The organism is Parahaliea aestuarii (assembly GCF_008064635.1).
GTDB classification, from domain to species: domain Bacteria; phylum Pseudomonadota; class Gammaproteobacteria; order Pseudomonadales; family Halieaceae; genus Parahaliea; species Parahaliea aestuarii.
Genome location: NZ_VRYZ01000005.1, coordinates 145,731 through 163,636, shown reverse-complemented (window position 1 = coordinate 163,636; position 17,906 = coordinate 145,731). Strand labels below are relative to the sequence as shown.

Sequence of the window (17,906 nt, the reverse complement as noted above, 5' to 3'; positions counted from 1 at the left end):
GGTGACGACAGCGCGTCGCCCCGCCCTCGCCTGCCCCTCTCATTCGATATCGAAGCTGTAGTACAGATCGACCGAGCTCTCCAGCCGGCTGACCACTTCGAGCCACAGGCGGGTATACAGGTAGAGTCGCGCTGTCAGGACATTCACCGGTTCATACAGACCCACCCCATAGGACAGGTAGATGCGCTCGCCGAGATAGCCACTGACGGTGGCGGCGGTCTCGTCGGCGCTACCCTCGGCGCCAAACTCCACCTGGCTGAGTCCGGGCAGGCGATTGATCCCTTCCACCAGGGCACTGCGATTGAGGATACCGCTACCCAGCGACAGTGCCAGTGCGGTGCCATCGGCATCGGCACCGGCGTCCAGCCCGCGGCCGCGCACCAGATAGGACAGGGCCTCTGACTGCGACATGGGCGGGTCGCTGTAAACCAGCAGGGTAGGCGCATCGAGGGTGCCGCCGACGCGCACCCCGGCAGTCACCTGTTCCAGGGATATATCCCGCTCGGCCCGGAGTTCCAGCTCGGGATTTTCAGGGGCGCCAGCGAAGGAAACGCGTCCCTGGCGGATATTCAGATGCTGACCGTAGGCGCGGAATTCACCGTCCACTACATTCAGGTTGCCGTACAATTGCAGTGGCCGGCCGGGGCGCTGACGCACCTCCAGGTCGCCCCCCACCCGCGCATCGAGCCCGCTCCCCAACACCCGAAAGCGCTCGGCAATGGCCAGGCGCAGGTCGATCTGGGTCGCAAAGGCCTGTTGCTCATCAATCTCCTTGCCGGCGTAATCCACCCGCACTACATCGCTGGACAGTTCCACACTGCCCTCTGGCAGCTGATCCTGCTCCAACCGCCCCTCTTCGACCTGAATCTCCCCGGCCACGGTCACCAGGTCGGCCCGGGCGCTGAGTTGCAGATCCGGGCTGACCACCACTTCCAGGCTCGGCGGGTACAACAGGCGGTTGCCGCGACCTTTGACATCCAGCGTCATCGACCAGTCCGGCAGCCCCTGCAAGTTGCCCTGCAGGGTGACGTCACCGCCCCCGAGCAATCCGCCGCCGGCCAGCTGCATGCGCTGGCCCTGCAGGTCCAGCCGCAGGTCCAGTTGTTCCAGTTCAGTGGGGTTCTCGTGCAGGCGCAACGCCCCCTGCTGCCAGTGCAGCCTGCCCCGGGTATCCGGCTGACTGGCCGTGCCGGACAACGCCAGTTCGCCGCTCAGCGAGCCTTCAAGTCGCGCCAGTTCCGGTATGAAGGGCCGCAGCGCGGCCAGCTGCAGATTGCCAATGTGTAACTGACCGGACAGCGCGTCGTCGCGGTTGCCATCGATTGCTGCGTCAAGCCCCAGCACATTCACATCCTGCTGTTGCAGGCGGACACTGAGTTCAGTCAGCCCGGACACGTGCTGTGCATCCAGCGCAAGCAGATCCCAGCGCCAGCTGGCGCTGCTGTGTTCCAGTTGCTGGCTGACCTCGCCGTCGACAAGGCGCAGGCTGGCATGCGCCTGCAACGGCGAACTGTCAGTCCAGCTGGCATCCAGTTCACCGTCGAGCCGGCCGCTGACCCGCACCCCCTCGCTGGCAAATTGTTGCAGCAGTGCGGCGTCGCCGCCAAGACTCAGGGCCACCTCACCGGTAGTTCCGACACGTCCCTGCTGCAGGCACAGTTCGGTTGCCGACTGTTGCCAACAATGCGGCGCGACATCGAACACACCCTCGCGCAGGCTCAGCTGCACCGGCTGCGGCAGTGTCCAGCGCCCGAGCGGCGTCTGCAGCTCGGTCGCCGCCAGCTCGCCGCGCCAGCGAAGCCAATCGCCGCCGGTACGCTGCGCCGTCATTGCCAGGGTTCCCTCGATATCACCCTTGCTCTGCCAGTACAGCCGATAGCTGGCTCCTCTGCCCTCAACAGCGAGCTCACTGCGATGCACCAGCACATCGCCCTGCTTCAATCCTCGTAGCAGAACCTCGGCCTGCAGCGAACCTTCACCCTGCAGATTGAAACGACCACTGGCGCTGCCCTGTTCCAGTCCTGCGCCCTGCCAGACCACGTCCTCTGCGGCAAACTCGAAATCACCTGCAAGCAGGGAGGGCCGCAGGCGAGCACTGGCCGACAGGGAGCCGCGGCTGTCGCGCTGCCAGCGGCTGAGGTCGTCTACCGCAAGACGTACCAGGCTGTCTCCGCCCTGCGCGGTGGCAGCGCGCAATAAGCCGCGAGCGCCATTCACGTCAAAGTCCAGTTGGCCTGAGGTGAGATAGCGCTCGCTGTCCACCCCGAGCACTCCCCGGACCTTTGCCGGCAATCCATTGACCTCGCCGGACAGCTCCACGTTCTGCAGGTCCAGCGCCCAGCCTTCATCCGCCAGTGTCGCCGCGAGTTTCAGCTCACCCTGGATTCTCCCGAACAGGTAGTCACTGAAGGATGGCAGGGTCAGTCCGGGACTGCTGATACTCAGCGCCAGCGATGGCGCTGTATCGAGTTGCAGGCGGCCCTTGGCAAGCAGTGCACTTCCCTGCTCCCCCGGCTCCAGCGCGCTGAGGGAATCCAGTCGCAACTCGCTGCCCCGCCACTGCCCCTCGAGCAACAGCGCCACACCCTTATAACCAAGGCCGCTGGCATTGGCCCCGGCCAACAGTGTTTGCTGCTGCAGATTGCCCTCTACTGAAAGCGACAGCGGCGAGTGCAGGGTTACCGGCGGAGATTCCTGCGGCAGAGCAACCAGCGACGACAGCGCCAACTCGCCCTGCCATGACAGCTGTGCTTCGGCGTCAAAGGCCATATCGGAATCGAGTGTATCCACCGTCCCGCGCACCTGAAGCTGGCGGGCCCCGGTACCTTCCAGAGACAGGACCAGGGCACCGAGGTCACCGCTGGCGGCAAGCGACAGCGGCCCCGGTTGCAACTCGGCAATCCCCGGCAGCTCAGGATTCAACACCACGCTGGCGCGCGCATCCACAGGCCAGTCCCGTTCAAATCGCAACTCGCCGGCAATATCTGCCTGCCCCCAATCGCTGTGCCGAAGTGCGGCCCCTGCAATCTGCAGGCGCGGGCCGACCCAGCGCCCCTGCAGACCGGCCCGCGCCAGCTGCCCCTCCTGTCCCGCCAGATCCCAGCTGGACTGGACCAGTTCGAGCTGGTCCACCGCCAGCTCAAAGGGCAGCCAGATTGCTGGCAGCTCGACCCGCGACCGGTCTGTTTCGTCACCGGGTTCAAGCGTCAGCCGCGCGCCGCGTATTCGGGCGCCATTGACGTAGATGCCAGTGGTTTCAACCTGGGCACTGAGCTGCGTCCTGTCCTGCACCCAGCTGCCGCCCGGCCAGTTCACCTCCAGGCCAGCCAACTCGATTTGCGGGGCCAGGATACGCAGCGGGAACACCAGCGGCGTGGTGTCCGGAGCGTTATCACTGTCGCCGCTATCCTCTTCGCTGGCGGATACCGTCACCGCTATCCGCCGGGCGGACAGACGCTCGAAGCAGAGCTGCCCCTGCACCAGGCAGGCGGCTTTCACCGCTGCCTCCACACCTTCCAGCTCGACCAGGACATCCCCGGCTGGCAATCGCACCGAGTGTAGCTGGAAGCGGCCGTACAGGCTGCCGCCGCCGTAGTCGAAGGTCAGCGGCGTATAGCGCTCCACCATCCGCAACAACGCGCGACTGCCTGTGTCCGTCAGCGGCAGGGCCAGCAGCACTACCAGCAACAGCACCAGCAACACGGGCAGCAGGGCCAGTACGCGCTTCAAAACTCGGCCCCGATGTTGATGATGAAGCGCCAGTCGGGGTCGTCCTCGCTGACACTGTTGGCCACTTCCAGTTTCACTGCGCCCACCGGGGTCAGGTAGTGCAGGCCGACACCGACGCCGACGTTCGCATCGAACTGTTCGGCGTCAAAGGCGTCACCGGCATCGACAAAAACCGCCCCGCGCCAACTCGGCCGAAAGCGGTACTGGTATTCCAGGCTGCCGATCAGCAGCCGGTCGCCACCCACCACCAGGGTATTGGTGCTGCCGTCATCGCGCGTGAATTTCACTTCCTTGCCGATGCTCTGGTAACCATAGCCGCGCAGGCTCTGGGAGCCACCAGCGAAGAAGCTCAGGGACGGCGCCAGATCGTCACGCTGCCCTTCGGAAACAAACACCGCCCCCGCCTCCAGGCGACCGACCAGCCGGTGGCGCTCATCCGGCAGGGAGTGGACATACACGAGCTTGCCGTAGCCGCGCACCAGGTCGAGATCGGAGCCCGCCTGGTCACTGCCCCCCTCCAGCAGATAGTACTGACTGAGGCCGCGACTGGGGTTTACCAGCGCGCCTTCCCGGTATTTGTGGGACAGGCTGAATCCGGGCAACAGGTAATCGTCGCTGCGGGTCGTGCCGGCCACATCCCAGCGTTCATTGAGGTGGCGCAGGGAATAACCGTAGATCCAGCGTTCGCGGTGAATCTCGCGTCGCACACCGAATTCCAGCTGTTCGCTGTCGATGTCGCCAAACTCGTTCTGTTCGAGGCGCGCACGTAACTGCAGCACATCATAGAGGGGATGGGACAGCGGTATGTTGTAGGTGATGCGGCCGCTGGGGTTGATCGCCGAGTATTCCAGCCGGGTTTCCTGGCTGTGCCCCCAGCGGTTGATACGGGGGGTACGCCACACCATTGATACCCGCTCCTCGGTGTCGGTGCTGTAACCCAGCCCGACCTCGAAACTGTGACGCCTGGCCGGCGCCAGATCCAGTGCCAGAGGAATGGCCAGGTCAACCGCCTCCTCTACCCGGGGGCGCACCAACACACCGCGAAAATAGCCGGTGCGTTGCAGTTGGGACTGGAACTCCTGGAGCCGCGCCAGTTCAAAGGGGTCCCCCTCGGCAAAGGGCATCAAGCTGTCCAGTTGCTCGCTGGACAGTGCATCTCCCTGGTACTGGATGGGACCAAAGCGGTAGCGCGGGCCGCTGTCGAAGTGCAGGCTGAGACGCGCCGTATTGGCCGCCACTTCCACCGCCACCCGGTTCGCGGTAAAGCGGGCGTCAAAATAACCGCGTCGCTGAGCCAGCGTCATCAGCTTTTTTTTCATCGCCTCGTAGGCGGCGTGGTCCAACTGATCGCCAGGTTGCAGGGGGGCCTCCGCGAGGTAGCGCTCAAAGGCCGGGTCGGAAGCAGCCTCACCGGACAGCCGCAGATCGTATTCATCCAGGTGCACCGGATCACCAGCCGCGACCTGGATGGTGAGTCGCCAGGTTGTCCTTTCCTTGTCGAGGGAGAAATCAATATCAGGCTGGTAGTAACCGAGAGCCTGCAGGCCCTTTTCCACCCGTTCGCGCACCGTGGCGAGGAAGGCGGTGCGCTCCACTTCGTCGGCGGGCGCTTCGCCCAGCCAGGCCACTACGTTCTCGCGCTGGGATTTATCCAGACCCTCGACGCTGTAGTCCAGCGTCGCCGCCCCGGCCAGCAGCGGCCACACACATAGCCATAGCCCGGCCCACCAGCGGGCCCCGCCCCGCGAACGCTTCAGCACCTTCGTCAGCCCTGTTGCCACGGATACGGCGCACTGTCGGGGATAGCGGAAAAAAGGCACTGTAGGTCGTTCGCTGAACTCACGGAAGCAATCCTGTCACGGGCAGCGGATTATAGCCAGCAGCCGCCATCCGGCCTACGCTAAAGCAGTCAGTACGGGGAATAACATCATGTTTGAAGCACTGGAAACCGGCAAGCGCCTCGACAAAGCCACCTTTGATGCGCGCGAGTTGGTATTGCGCGAACAATTACTGCAGTACCAGTTCAGGCTGGTTGACCACAAAGTACCCACCATCATTGTGGTCGCCGGCGTCGACGGCGCCGGCAAGGGCAGCCTGGTGCACCAGCTAAACACCTGGATGGACCCCCGGGGCATCGAAACCAACGCCCTGTGGATGCACTCCGACGAAGAGGAGTCACGCCCCTATTACTGGCGCTACTGGCGGTGCCTGCCGCGGCGGGGAGAGATCGGCGTTTTCCTCGGTTCCTGGTATACCCGCCTGATCCGCGAACGCCTGGAAGACAAGACCGATGCGGCGCGGCAGGCCAGGCGCCTGGCGCAGATCAACGATTTTGAGCGCCTGCTCTGCGCCGACGGCTACCTGATCGTGAAACTGTGGTTGCACGTATCCAGCGAGACCCAGCACCTGCAACTGACCGAGGAGGCACCGCGACAGCAACAGAATCCGCGCATCGAGGCCGACGCCAGCGCGTGGCAAAAGGTCTACCCCCAGGTATTGCAATGCGCCCAGGAGGTGATTCTCGCCAGTGATACCGCCCACGCTCCCTGGCACCTGGTGGAGGCCGACGACCGCAACTACCGCGAGATCGCCTGCGGGGAGATACTGCTGGAAGCCATGCGCGGTCATCTGGAACAGCCGCGGCCTCCCGCGGCGGAGCCGCTGCCAGCACTGGCCGATACCAGCGGCGGGCAGCCCACCGTGCTGGACCGCGTCGACAGCAAGGCGAGCCTTGCGAAAGAGGACTACCGCAAACTGCTCCCACAATGTCAGGCACGACTCCAGGACCTGGCCTGGAAGGCCCACCGGCAGCGGCGCTCCTTTGTGGCGGTGTTCGAGGGCTGGGACGCCGCCGGCAAGGGTTCCGCCATTCGCCGCGTCACCGGCGCCGTCGACCCGCGGCTCTACCATCTCGCCCAGTACGCAGCGCCCACTGACGAAGAGCTGGACCACCACTATCTATGGCGTTTCTGGCGCAAAATCCAGCGCGATGGCCGCGCCACCCTGTTTGACCGCTCCTGGTACGGCCGCGTCCTGGTAGAGCGCGTCGAAGGCTTCGCCACCAACGCCCAGTGGCAGCGCGCCTACAATGAAATCAATCAGTTTGAAGCGCAACTGCTGGAACACGGCACCGTGCTGTGCAAATTCTGGATTCACATCAGTTCGCAGGAGCAACTGGCGCGTTTCAAGGCCCGCGAAAACACGCCCCACAAGCGCTACAAAATCACCGACGATGACTGGCGCAACCGCGATAAATGGCGCGACTACGAGTTGGCGGTGGAAGATATGGTGGCCCACACCAGCACCTCCCTGGCCCCCTGGACGCTGGTGGCCGGCAACGACAAGCACTACGCCCGCATCCAGATTCTCGAGACACTGTGCCAGGCGCTTGAGCAGGCCCTGGACTGAACGCTGGCCCCCGCCGGAGCGGCCTCGCTATAATGCGCCTTCTTCAAGCCCGCCACCGCGGGTGAGCACTGGCAGAAAGGCACAGTCCCAGCATGAAACTCCACATCATCACCACCGGCGGCACCATCGACAAGATTTACTTCGACGCCAAGAGCGACTACCAGGTCGGCGACCCGGTCATTGGCGAGCTGCTGCAGCGCATGGGGGTAGGCTTTGCATTCAGTGTGGAGTCGGCCATGCGCAAGGACAGTCTGGACATGGACGATGCGGACCGCGCCCGGATCCGTACGCTGGTGGAGGGCTGCAGTGAGGAGTGTGTGCTGATCACTCACGGCACTGACGGTATGGTGGCCACGGCGAAGGCGCTGGCCAATATTCCGGGCAAACGTATTGTGCTGACGGGCGCTCTGCAGCCGGCGGCCTTTGCGGAAAGCGATGCGGTGTTCAATATCGGCTGTGCGATTGGCGCGGTGCAGAGCAAGCCGGCCGGTGTCTATATCGCGATGAACGGGCAGGTGTTTGATGCGGACCGTGTGGTGAAGAATGTGGCAGCGAACCGGTTTGAGGCGGTGTAATTCCGCAGGTTTTGTTACGAGACATTTTAACCATGAGTGGCGGAGCGACTGCCGGGTAAGGGATACCGGACCGTCAGCGGCCATGGACGTGCTCGTAGCGTGTCTCGTAGCGGCCCTGCCAGATGGTCTCCGCCATCCAGCGCGAACGAAAAAAGAAGCAGAACAAATAGCAAAGGGCTTACCCCACCGGCGCCGCCAACTGCATCAACACCGCACACAACCACGCTGCATAGGTGCCCAGCGCATAGCCCAGCACCGCCAGCAACACCCCCACCGGCGCCAGCGAGGGATGGAAAGCCGCGGCAACCACCGGTGCCGACGCCGCGCCGCCCACATTCGCCTGACTGCCCACCGCAATGAAGAACGTCGGCGCCTTGATCAGACGCGCCACCAGCAGTAGCAGCCCCGCGTGGATCGAAATCCAGATCAGTCCCACCACAAAAATGCCCGGATAATTCACAATCGCCTTGATATCCATCTTCATGCCGATGGACGCCACCAGGAAGTAGATAAACACCGAGCCCATACGGGAGGCGCCGGCGGCTTCAAGGTTGCGTACCCGGGTAAAGGACAGGCCGAGGCCGATGGTGGTGGCGATCACCACCAGCCAGAAAAACTGGCTGCCGAGGCTGAACTTGTTGAGGGCCGGGTAGTTGGCGCTGATCCAGGGGGCGATGGCGTCGGCCAGCAGGTGGGAAAAGCCCATCACGCCCAGGCCCACCGCCAGCATCAACATGAAGTCCGGCAGGTAGGGCATGCGCGCGTGGTGGCGTTCAAAATGTTCCACCGCCTGGCGCACCTCGTAGATGGCGGAGTTGTCGGCGCCGCGCTTTCTATCCAGCTCGTCGGCGCGACCGGCCATGATCAGCAGCACCGCCATCCAGATATTGGCGACGATGATGTCCACGGCAATCATCGACGGGAAGATGTCGTTGGACACCTGCCACATTTCGTACATGGCGGTCTGGTTGGCACCGCCGCCAATCCAGCTGCCGGCGATGGTCGACAGGCCGCGCCATATTTCGTTGGGCGCCGCGCCGCCGACGGTTTCCGGGCTCACCAGCGACACCAGCAGGATGGCGATGGGGCCGCCGATCACGATGCCGACGGTACCCGTGAGGAACATCACGACGGCCTTGGGCCCGAGGGCGGCGATGCGCTTCATGTCGATGGACAGGGTCAGCAACACCAGCGCCGCCGGCAGCAGGAAGCGCGAGGTGACGTAGTAAATACTGGAGTGCTCACCGCTGATGATACCGGTGGTATTGAGGATGGAGGGCAGCAGGTAGCACAGCAGCAGGGAGGGAACATAGCGGTAGAAACGCTGGCAGGCCGGGTGTTTGCTGTGCTCGGTGTAGAACACCAGGCCCAGGCACAGGGCCAGCAGCCCCAGGGCCACGGCGTCGCTCTGGATCAGCGGCAGTTGACTGAGATCGGCACTGGGACTGGCCATGCATCCTCCCGGGGCAAAGCGCGCAGGATAGCGCCCGTCCCGGGACAATGCCAGAAACCGGGTCAGGCCTTCAGGGGCAGGCCGCTGTCCTGTTTGATGGCCTCTATCACCACATAGGTATGGGTCTGGGCCACGCCGGGCAGGTCGACGATGGTCGCCAGCACCTCGCGATAGGCTTCCATGTCCTTGAGGCGCAGCTTCAGCAGGTAGTCAAAGCCCCCCGCCACCATGTGGCACTCGGCTACGGCATCTATCAGTACCACCGCGTCGCGGAAACGGTCGAAGACATCGGCGGTGGTGCGATCGAGGGTGACCTGGATAAAGGCGGAGGTGCCGTAACCCAGCGCCGCCGCATCCAGTTTGGCGCCGTAGCTGCGAATCAGCCCCGCCGCTTCCAGCCGCCGCACCCGCTCCAGGCAGGGACTCGGCGAGAGGTTGACCCGCCGCGCCAGCTCCACATTGGAAATGCGGCCCTCGGCCTGCAGCAGAGCCATAATTCTCGTATCTGTACGGTCAATCGCCGCCACACTACCCGCTTTGACCTTCATCACCACCTTTGTCAGAACTTTATTCTGTAAATTCGTATTCTAGCCAAATATAAGACGAGGAAAAGCCCAAAAAAGCCAGCTCATGCTGCGGGCAAATGACTACACTTTCCTTTTTCAGCCCTTCGCCAATGAGGACAGATCATGCTGCTGGAAGGCTCCCTGGCCGCCCCCGATACCCTGCGCGCGCAGATGCGCGACTTCTACCGCAAGGACGAGAACGCCGTACTCGACCACCTGTTGCCGCTGGCGGATATCAGCCACGCGGCGCGCAGCCGCGCCTGGGAGCGGGCCCGCAAGCTGGTGATGAAAATTCGCGCCGAGCAGAGCGGCAAGGGCGGCGTAGACGCCCTGTTGCAGGAATACGCCCTGTCCACCGAGGAGGGCGTGGTGCTGATGTGCCTGGCGGAGGCCCTGCTGCGGGTGCCCGATCGCCACACCATCGACCGCCTGATTCGCGACAAGCTGGCGGACGGCAACTGGAGCTCCCACCTGGGGCAGTCCGATTCCCTGTTCGTCAACGCCTCGGCCTGGGGCCTGCTGCTCACCGGCAAGATGGTGAACTACAACGACGAGGACAAGAGCGCGCAGTTCGGCCTGCTGAAAAAGACCATGGGCCGGCTGGGTGAACCGGTGATCCGCGCCTCGGTGCGCTACGCCATGCAGATCATGGGCACCCAGTTTGTGATGGGCACCACCATCGACTCGGCGGTGGTGCGCGCCAGGGAAGAGGAAGCCCGCGGTTACCGCTATTCCTACGACATGCTCGGCGAGGGTGCCCGCACCATGGCCGACGCCGAGCGCTACTACAACAGCTACATGAACGCCATCGAGGTGATCGGCCGGGCCGCCGCCGGACGTGGCCCCATCGAAAGCCCCGGGATTTCAGTCAAGCTCTCGGCCATTCACCCGCGCTACGAATTCGGCCAGCGGCAGCGGGTCATGACTGAGCTGGTGCCCCGACTCAAGGCTTTGGCACTGGCCGCCAGGGCCCATGACATCGGCTTTACCGTGGACGCCGAGGAAGCGGATCGCCTCGACCTGTCGCTGGACGTCATCGAGGCGGTGTTCGCCGACCCGGACCTGGACGGCTGGGAGGGCTTTGGCATCGCCGTGCAGGCCTACCAGAAACGCGGCATATTCGTGATCGAGTGGCTGCGCGAGCTCACCCTGAAGGTGGGACGACGCATGATGGTGCGACTGGTCAAGGGCGCCTACTGGGATACCGAGGTCAAGCTGGCCCAGGTGGAAGGCGAACACGACTTTCCGGTATTTACCCGCAAGCCCTCCACCGATGTGTCCTACCAGGCCTGCGCCGCGAAAATGCTGCAGTATCGCGACAGCCTCTACCCGCAGTTCGCCACCCACAACGCCTACACCGTGGCCACCATCCTGGAGATGAGCGACGACCGCACAGGCTTTGAGTTCCAGCGTCTGCACGGTATGGGCGACGCCCTCTACGACCAGGTGGTCGAAGGCGAGAATATTCCCTGCCGGGTCTACGCTCCCGTGGGCGTCCACGCCGACCTGCTGGCCTACCTGGTGCGCCGCCTGCTGGAGAACGGCGCCAACTCCTCCTTCGTCAACAACATTGTGGACGAGGACATCCCGGTGGAATCCCTGCTGGAGGACCCGGTGGAACAGGTGCGACAGTGGCGCGACCGGCGCAACCCCCATATTCCGTTGCCCCCCGCCCTGTACGGCGCAGAGCGGGCCAATGCCGCCGGTATGGACCTGACCGACCCGCAGGTGCTGGAGCCCGCCCGCGAGGCGATGAACGCCTGGCTTGCCACCCTGCCCGTGGATGCCAGCAGTGGCGGCGAGGTGGTGGAGATACGCAATCCCGCCGACCACGCGGAACTGGTGGGCCGTATCAGCTACGCCGATGACGCCGCCATTGAAGCGGCGCTGGACACCGCACACGCAGCCTCCCCAACGTGGGCGCAGCGGCCGGTACAGGAGCGCGCCGACATTCTGCGCCGCCTGGCGGATGCACTGGAGGCCAACCGGGACGAACTGATTGGCCTGTGCTGCAAGGAAGCCGGCAAATCCCTGCCCGACGGGGTGGCGGAAGTCCGCGAAGCGGTGGACTTCTGCCGCTACTACGCCGCCCGCGCAGAGCAGGCGGACTTTGCCGCCGAAGGCCTGCGTCCCCGGGGTACTGTGCTGTGCATCAGCCCCTGGAACTTCCCGCTGGCGATTTTCCTCGGCCAGGTGAGTGCAGCGCTGGTTACGGGCAATACGGTTATCGCCAAACCCGCCGAGCAGACCAGCCTGATCGCCTGGCGCACCGTCCAGCTGGCACGCGACTGCGGCCTGCCGGAAGACGTGCTGCAGCTGCTGGTCGCCCCCGGCCCACGGGTCGGTGAGAAACTGGTGCCCGATACCCGCATCAAGGCGGTGATGTTCACCGGCTCCACCGAAACCGGCAGCTGGCTGGGCAAGGCCCTGGCTGCCCGCCCCGATGCCCCGGTACCACTGATCGCCGAGACCGGTGGCCAGAACTGCATGGTGGTGGACTCCACCGCCCTGCCGGAGCAGGTGGTGGACGATGTCATCACCTCCGGTTTCCAGAGCGCCGGCCAGCGCTGCTCTGCCCTGCGGGTACTGTTCCTGCAGGAGGATATCGCCGACAAGGTGATCGACATGATCATCGGTGCGATGCGCGAGCTGCGTATCGGCGACCCGTCGTTGCTGGCCACCGACATCGGCCCGGTGATCGACGGCAAAGCGCTGGCGCGATTGCAGGAACACGTGGACTACCTGGACGGCACCGGGCGCCTGCTGCATGTGTGCCACATCCCCGAAGGTGACGGGCACACCTTCTTCGCCCCGCGCCTGTACGAAATCAGCAATCTGTCCCTGTTACAGCGGGAAGTGTTCGGCCCGGTGGTGCACGTGGTGCGCTTCGCTGGCCAGGACTTCCGCCAGGTGCTGGAGCAGATCAACCAGACAGGCTACGGCCTGACCTTCGGTATTCACAGCCGTATCGAGGACGCCTGTGAGGAAGCGGCCCGCGTCGTCAGCGCCGGCAACATCTACGTCAACCGCAACATGATCGGCGCCATCGTGGGTGTGCAGCCCTTCGGCGGCCGCGGGCTGTCCGGCACCGGCCCCAAGGCCGGCGGACCGGACTACCTCGGGCGTCTGGTCACCACCGGTGAGGAAGCGGAAAACGCCGAGCACCAGCGCCCGCTGCCCATCGCCGGCGGCCGACCGGTCATCGACCAACTGCGCGCCGGCAAGGACCTGCAGAAGGCCTGGGCATCGCGCTCCCTCAACGAGCGCATTTCCATCCTGCGCCAGTTCATCGCCACCTACGCCGAACGCCCGGCGGCCGACGACCCGCTGATGCTGGAAAACACCCTGGCCGCGGCGCGCAGCCAGCTGCGCTATGCCGCGGATTGCCTGGGCGAGGCGACGGTGCTGCCCGGCCCTACCGGCGAGTCCAACACCCTGCAACTCGAGCCCCGCGGCAACCTCAGCATTCTGCTGGACGATCCGGCCCACAATGGCGAGTACCTGATGGCAATACTGTCAGTGCTGGTCGGCGGCAATGCCCTGACCGCCTTCGTCGCCCAGAGCCTGCTGCCGGAATGGGAGGACATCGCAGCCGCGCTGCAACGTGCCGGTCTGCCCGCGGGCCTGTTGGTCGTGGCGCCCCTGGCCAGCGCCGAGCAGGCCCTGGAATCACCGCTGACCCAGGGCGTACTGGTGCACGCCCGCAGCGCCCATCTGCATGCGGTGGCGCGCCAGCTGGCCGGGCGCAAGGGGCCCATCATCCCGCTGATTACCTGTGTCTCGCCGCGCACTCTGCTGCGCCAGACGCAGCAGGAGAAAACCGTCAGCATCGACACCACGGCCTCCGGCGGCAACGCCTCGCTGATGACGATGCCCGGCTGAGGTTTCATCTGGCGGGCTCCCTGGCATATAGTGGCGTGGCATTCCAGACCGGGGCCACGCCAGCCTGCCATGACCGCGCGCGACATCTCTCCCCTGCAGAAGGCGTTCTACGACGTCATTTTCGGCACTGAAACACCGGCCGGGAAATGGTTCGACATCATCCTGATCGTCGCCATCGTGGCCAGCGTGATCATCGTCATGCTGGATTCCATCTGGAATCTGCACACCGAGTGGGGCTGGCTGTTCTGGCAGATCGAGTGGGTTTTCACCGTGCTGTTCACGGTGGAATACCTGGTGCGTATCTGGTGTTCGCCCAATCGCAAGGCCTATGTGCTGAGCGTGTACGGGGTGGTGGACCTGCTGGCGATCCTGCCCACCTATGTCGCCCTGGTGTTCCCGCAGGCGGCGTCCCTTCTGATCGTGCGCCTGTTGCGCATCCTGCGCATCTTCCGGGTGCTGCGCCTGCTGGCCTTCCTCAACGAGGCCAATATACTGGCCGGGGCACTGCGCCGCTCCACCCGCAAAATCTTCGTATTCTTTTCGATGATGATGATCATCACCGTGATTTTCGGCTGTCTGCTGTATGTCGTGGAGGGCCCCGAGAGCGGCTTCGACAACATCCCCATCAGCATCTACTGGGCCATCGTGACCATTACCACCGTCGGCTACGGCGATGTGGTACCGCTGACCGCCCTCGGGCGGGCCATTTCCGCCACCGGCATGCTGATCGGCTACGCCATCATCGCCGTGCCCACCGGCATCATCACCGCCGAACTGGCCTCTGGCCTGCGCGGCAATCACCTCACCACCCGCAACTGCAGCCAGTGCTCCCGGGCCGGGCACGACCTCGATGCCAGGTATTGCAAGTACTGCGGCAGCGACCTCCCCCCCCTCAGTCGCGACGGCGAATAGAGCGTCAGCACCGGGGCTGGCCTTCCTGGCGTCCCGCTCCTAGAATGTGTGCGCCGTAAACCGGCCTTCGAACCTGCATAACGATTAGAGAGCTGTACCGCATGAAACGCCACCAACGCCACGCCCTTGCCGCTGCCATCATGGCCGCATCCACCACCGTTGCCGCCCAGCCGATGCTGGAAGAAGTCATCGTCACCGCCCAGAAACGGGCCGAAAATGTGATGGACGTGCCGATTTCCATCAGTGTTTTTAACGACAGTACCGTCGAAAAACTATCCGCTCGCAACCTCACCGACCTGGGGCGCTTCACCCCCGGCGTGGAAATGAACAATGACAATGCCCTGCAGCCCACCTACAGCATCCGCGGCGTGCAAACCAACGACTGGACGGTCGGCTCGGATCCGGCGGTCGCGGTCTATGTCGACGGCGTGTATGCCGCGCGTGGCGCCGGTGCCGAGGCAGCGCTGGCCGACATTGCCCGGGTAGAAGTGCTCAAGGGCCCCCAGGGCACCCTGTTCGGCCGCAACGCCACCGGCGGCGCCATTCACATCATCAGCCAGCCGCCGGTGTTCGAGCAGGAGGGACGGGCCAAAGTCAGCGTGGGTGACTACGGTCGACTGGACGGCGAATTTATGTACAACACGCCCCTGTCGGACACGGTGGCCCTGCGCTTGCTGGCAGTCAGCCGCAATCGCGACGGCTATCTGGATAACCTGACCGGCCCCGACCAGAGTGAACAGAACTCCGACAGTGTGCGCGCCAGCTTGCTGTGGGATGTCAGCGAGAGCACGGAAGTGTTGCTGCGGGCCGAGTACAGCAAGATGGATCAACACGGCGGCGCCCAGTTCACCCTGATCGACAGCGTGTTCGAAGGCGCCAACCCGGGCCGGCGGCTCGACCCCTACGGCGATATCGCCAACGACTTCGTCAGCAAGGAAGAGCGCGACATGTTCGCCACCTCCCTGGAAGTCAATCACGACATGGGCGATGTGACCTTTACCTCCATCACCGGCTACCGCCAGTTTGAAACGGAATTGCTGGAAGACCTGGATGGCTCCAACAATCCGGATTACTACTTCGCCTCCTCCAACCCGGACGACAACGAATACTTCTCGCAGGAGTTTCGCTTTACCGGCGCCACCGACACCCTGAAATGGACCGCGGGCGCCGCCTACTCACGGGAAACGGTGGACCACCTGACCACTGCCGAATTCAAAATGAGTACGCTGGAATCCTTCGCCTGGTCGGAAATTCTGCGCAACTCGACCTCCGAGACGTCCCAGACTTTCCTGTCCGTGCTCGCCGGCCTGCCCCAGGAGGACATCGACGCCCTGGACGGACTGACCAATACCGAGGTGTCCGAGCTCCAGCCCGGCTACCGCCAGCAACTGAAAGATCGCGGCCTGGACGGCATGGCCAGCTCCGCCTTTATCTGGAGCTTCCTGAACGACCAGGGCACACTGCAGGACTTCGGCCTGTCCAGCAATCCGCTGGTCGGCCTGCTGCAGATCCTGAATGATGTCGGCCCGCGCATCGCCGCCGGCGACGACTGGATAGAGTCGGTTGAGAGCAGCGGCACCTACGAGAGCTACGCCCTGTACGGCGATGCCACCTGGAGCGTGACCGACCGCGTCAACCTCACCGGCGGCCTGCGCTATACCTATGACGACAAGGCCTTCGACCTGTTCACCCAGTACCAGAACCAGATTGCCGGCGCCGACTTCGGGCTGGCCTTCTACAACAACGGCCAGGCGGTGCTGGACAGCTCCCAGAGCGATACCTGGGGCGCCCTCTCCGGGCGCCTGGTGCTGGACTACCACTTCACCGACAGCGTCATGGGTTACGCCAGCGTGGCCACCGGCTTCAAGTCCGGCGGCTTCAACAGCCTGAACTTCGGCCCGGATATCGATACCTCCTACGATGAAGAGGAAGTGATCAACTACGAGATCGGCAGCAAGGGCGCCTACTTCGAGAACCGGGTACAGTTCAATGTCGCCGCCTTCTTCTACGAATACAGCAACCTGCAAGAGCTGAAACTGCTGGGGCAGCCGATTCCCAGCTACAACCTGCGCAATGCCGATGCCGAGGGCTACGGGGTGGAACTGGAAGGCTCCTGGCTGATCACCGACCACCTCAGCCTGTCCGGCAACTACAGCTGGCTGAAAACCGAGTACACCGACTTCGACATCATCGCCGCCGCCGGTGAAACCGCCGAGGACGACCTGACCGGCCAGCCCCGGGTGGGCACACCGGAGAACAAGGTCAACCTGGCGCTGGAGTACTACCTGCCGCTGGGCGATTTCGGTGAACTGCTGACGCGCTTCGATTACACCTGGAATGACGAGCGGGTGGAGAGCCTGAACGACCCGACCCGCAAGGTGGACGCCTACGACCTCGCCAACCTGCGTATTTCGCTGCTGCCGGAGGGCGAGCGCTGGGAAATCAGCGCCTGGAGCACCAACCTGTTCGACGAGGAAGTGATTACCGTCTTCGGTGACAACGGCGACGCCATCGGCTCGCTCACCGGCTGGCGCATTCCACCGCGCATGGTGGGGATGGACTTTGTCTACCGTTTCCAGAGCTGATTCAAGGCAATGTCAGCGTATTCGCAGTGTGCGGCAACACACTGCGAATCCTTGAACTATACTCCAGACGCCCGCGGAGCCTGGAGTGCCGCAGCCTATTGGCCGGCGCAGATCGGAGGGCATTCGAACGTAAAACACCTTCCAAGGAGATAACGATGACACGTACATCCACTGCTTCCCGTTTCAGCGCCTGGCTGCTTTTCGCAAGCCTTCTTGTGCCGGCAATGGGAGCCAGCGCCGAGGACGCGGAAGCGGAAGCGGCCAAAACGGTCCCGACGGCCAAACGCGCTGCCGCGGTTCAGCTCGAGGCCACCATCACGGCCATTGATCACGACACCCGCGACGTCACTCTGGAAGGCCCCGAGGGCAACCTGTTTACCCTCTCTGCCAGCGATGATATTGAGCGCCTCGACGAGTTTGCCGTGGGCGATGTGGTCGTCGCCACCTATCTCGAAGCCTTCGCCGCCGAGTTGCGCGAGCCCACCGAACAGGAGCTGGCCAACCCCTGGCAGGAAGTCGACGACGCGGAAATCGCCTCGCTGGACGAACTGCCCGCCGCCGCCGGTGTTCGCGTTGTCCGCGCGGTCTGCTCGATCGAAGGCATGAACCGCCTGCTGGGTACCGTCACACTCCTCGACCCCCGCGACAACTACCACACAGTGACTGACGTGGACCCCGAGATCATGCCGGAACTGCGTATCGGCGCCCCGGTGGTGGTGACCTTCAGCCAGGCTCTGGCGCTGGAACTGGAGAAACCCGAGACCACTGCCCCAGCCAGCTGAGCCTCCCCGGAGTC

At 64.1% G+C, this 17,906-nt stretch carries 10 protein-coding genes; 6 read left to right on the top strand and 4 right to left on the bottom strand.

Annotated elements, in window-relative coordinates; all coding sequences use genetic code 11:
• Window positions 1–39 precede the first annotated feature (39 nt).
• Together FVW59_RS12465 and FVW59_RS12460 are read right to left on the bottom strand one after the other, a co-directional pair.
• Window positions 40–3,729 carry a translocation/assembly module TamB domain-containing protein gene (locus tag FVW59_RS12465; RefSeq protein WP_148064674.1) on the bottom strand — a complete coding sequence of 1,230 codons (3,690 nt, stop codon included), beginning with the start codon at window positions 3,727–3,729 and terminating at the stop codon, window positions 40–42.
• The gene (locus FVW59_RS12460; RefSeq protein WP_187275870.1) at window positions 3,726–5,435 is read right to left on the bottom strand and encodes an autotransporter assembly complex protein TamA; all 1,710 of its coding nucleotides are present in this window, start codon (window positions 5,433–5,435) and stop codon (window positions 3,726–3,728) included. The genes FVW59_RS12465 and FVW59_RS12460 overlap by 4 nt, the downstream gene beginning before the upstream one ends.
• A 223-nt stretch (window positions 5,436–5,658) precedes the next feature.
• On the opposite strand from FVW59_RS12460, the gene pap reads away from it, so the two are divergent.
• Window positions 5,659–7,137, top strand: a complete 1,479-nt coding sequence (gene pap / locus FVW59_RS12455; protein WP_148064672.1) for a polyphosphate:AMP phosphotransferase — start codon at window positions 5,659–5,661, stop codon at window positions 7,135–7,137.
• A 92-nt stretch (window positions 7,138–7,229) separates the two neighbouring features.
• A complete protein-coding gene (locus FVW59_RS12450) occupies window positions 7,230–7,712 on the top strand; it encodes an asparaginase domain-containing protein (RefSeq protein ID WP_148064671.1) in 483 nt (160 codons plus the stop codon).
• 178 nt (window positions 7,713–7,890) lie between these two features.
• Here FVW59_RS12450 and FVW59_RS12445 read toward each other — a convergent pair whose 3' ends face one another.
• Window positions 7,891–9,165 (bottom strand): DUF819 family protein, encoded by a 1,275-nt coding sequence (locus tag FVW59_RS12445; RefSeq protein ID WP_148064670.1) that lies wholly within the window; start codon window positions 9,163–9,165, stop codon window positions 7,891–7,893.
• A gap of 62 nt (window positions 9,166–9,227) precedes the next feature.
• Window positions 9,228–9,659, bottom strand: a complete 432-nt coding sequence (locus tag FVW59_RS12440) for an Lrp/AsnC ligand binding domain-containing protein (RefSeq protein ID WP_425468406.1) — start codon at window positions 9,657–9,659, stop codon at window positions 9,228–9,230.
• 195 nt (window positions 9,660–9,854) lie between these two features.
• Between FVW59_RS12440 and putA the strand changes: the two genes are divergently transcribed.
• The 4 genes from putA (at window position 9,855) to FVW59_RS12420 (ending at window position 17,892) form a co-directional block, all read left to right on the top strand.
• Window positions 9,855–13,613, top strand: a complete 3,759-nt coding sequence (gene putA, locus FVW59_RS12435; protein WP_148064668.1) for a bifunctional proline dehydrogenase/L-glutamate gamma-semialdehyde dehydrogenase PutA — start codon at window positions 9,855–9,857, stop codon at window positions 13,611–13,613.
• 69 nt (window positions 13,614–13,682) lie between these two features.
• Window positions 13,683–14,525 (top strand): ion transporter, encoded by an 843-nt coding sequence (locus FVW59_RS12430; RefSeq protein ID WP_148064667.1) that lies wholly within the window; start codon window positions 13,683–13,685, stop codon window positions 14,523–14,525.
• A 101-nt stretch (window positions 14,526–14,626) separates the two neighbouring features.
• Entirely contained in the window at window positions 14,627–17,110 is a 2,484-nt protein-coding gene (locus tag FVW59_RS12425) for a TonB-dependent receptor (RefSeq protein WP_148064666.1), read from the top strand.
• A gap of 155 nt (window positions 17,111–17,265) precedes the next feature.
• Complete coding sequence (locus tag FVW59_RS12420) at window positions 17,266–17,892, top strand: hypothetical protein (RefSeq protein WP_148064665.1); 627 nt, start codon at window positions 17,266–17,268, stop codon at window positions 17,890–17,892.
• Window positions 17,893–17,906: the final 14 nt, after the last annotated feature.

Excerpts from the sequence above, each read along its gene's own strand:
- pap (WP_148064672.1), top strand. The coding sequence starts at position 5,659 with ATGTTTGAAGCACTGGAAACCGGCAAGCGCCTCGACAAAGCCACCTTT.
- FVW59_RS12450 (WP_148064671.1), top strand. The coding sequence starts at position 7,230 with ATGAAACTCCACATCATCACCACCGGCGGCACCATCGACAAGATTTAC.
- FVW59_RS12445 (WP_148064670.1), bottom strand. The coding sequence starts at position 9,165 with ATGGCCAGTCCCAGTGCCGATCTCAGTCAACTGCCGCTGATCCAGAGC.
- FVW59_RS12440 (WP_425468406.1), bottom strand. The coding sequence starts at position 9,659 with ATGGCTCTGCTGCAGGCCGAGGGCCGCATTTCCAATGTGGAGCTGGCG.
- putA (WP_148064668.1), top strand. The coding sequence starts at position 9,855 with ATGCTGCTGGAAGGCTCCCTGGCCGCCCCCGATACCCTGCGCGCGCAG.
- FVW59_RS12430 (WP_148064667.1), top strand. The coding sequence starts at position 13,683 with ATGACCGCGCGCGACATCTCTCCCCTGCAGAAGGCGTTCTACGACGTC.
- FVW59_RS12425 (WP_148064666.1), top strand. The coding sequence starts at position 14,627 with ATGAAACGCCACCAACGCCACGCCCTTGCCGCTGCCATCATGGCCGCA.
- FVW59_RS12420 (WP_148064665.1), top strand. The coding sequence starts at position 17,266 with ATGACACGTACATCCACTGCTTCCCGTTTCAGCGCCTGGCTGCTTTTC.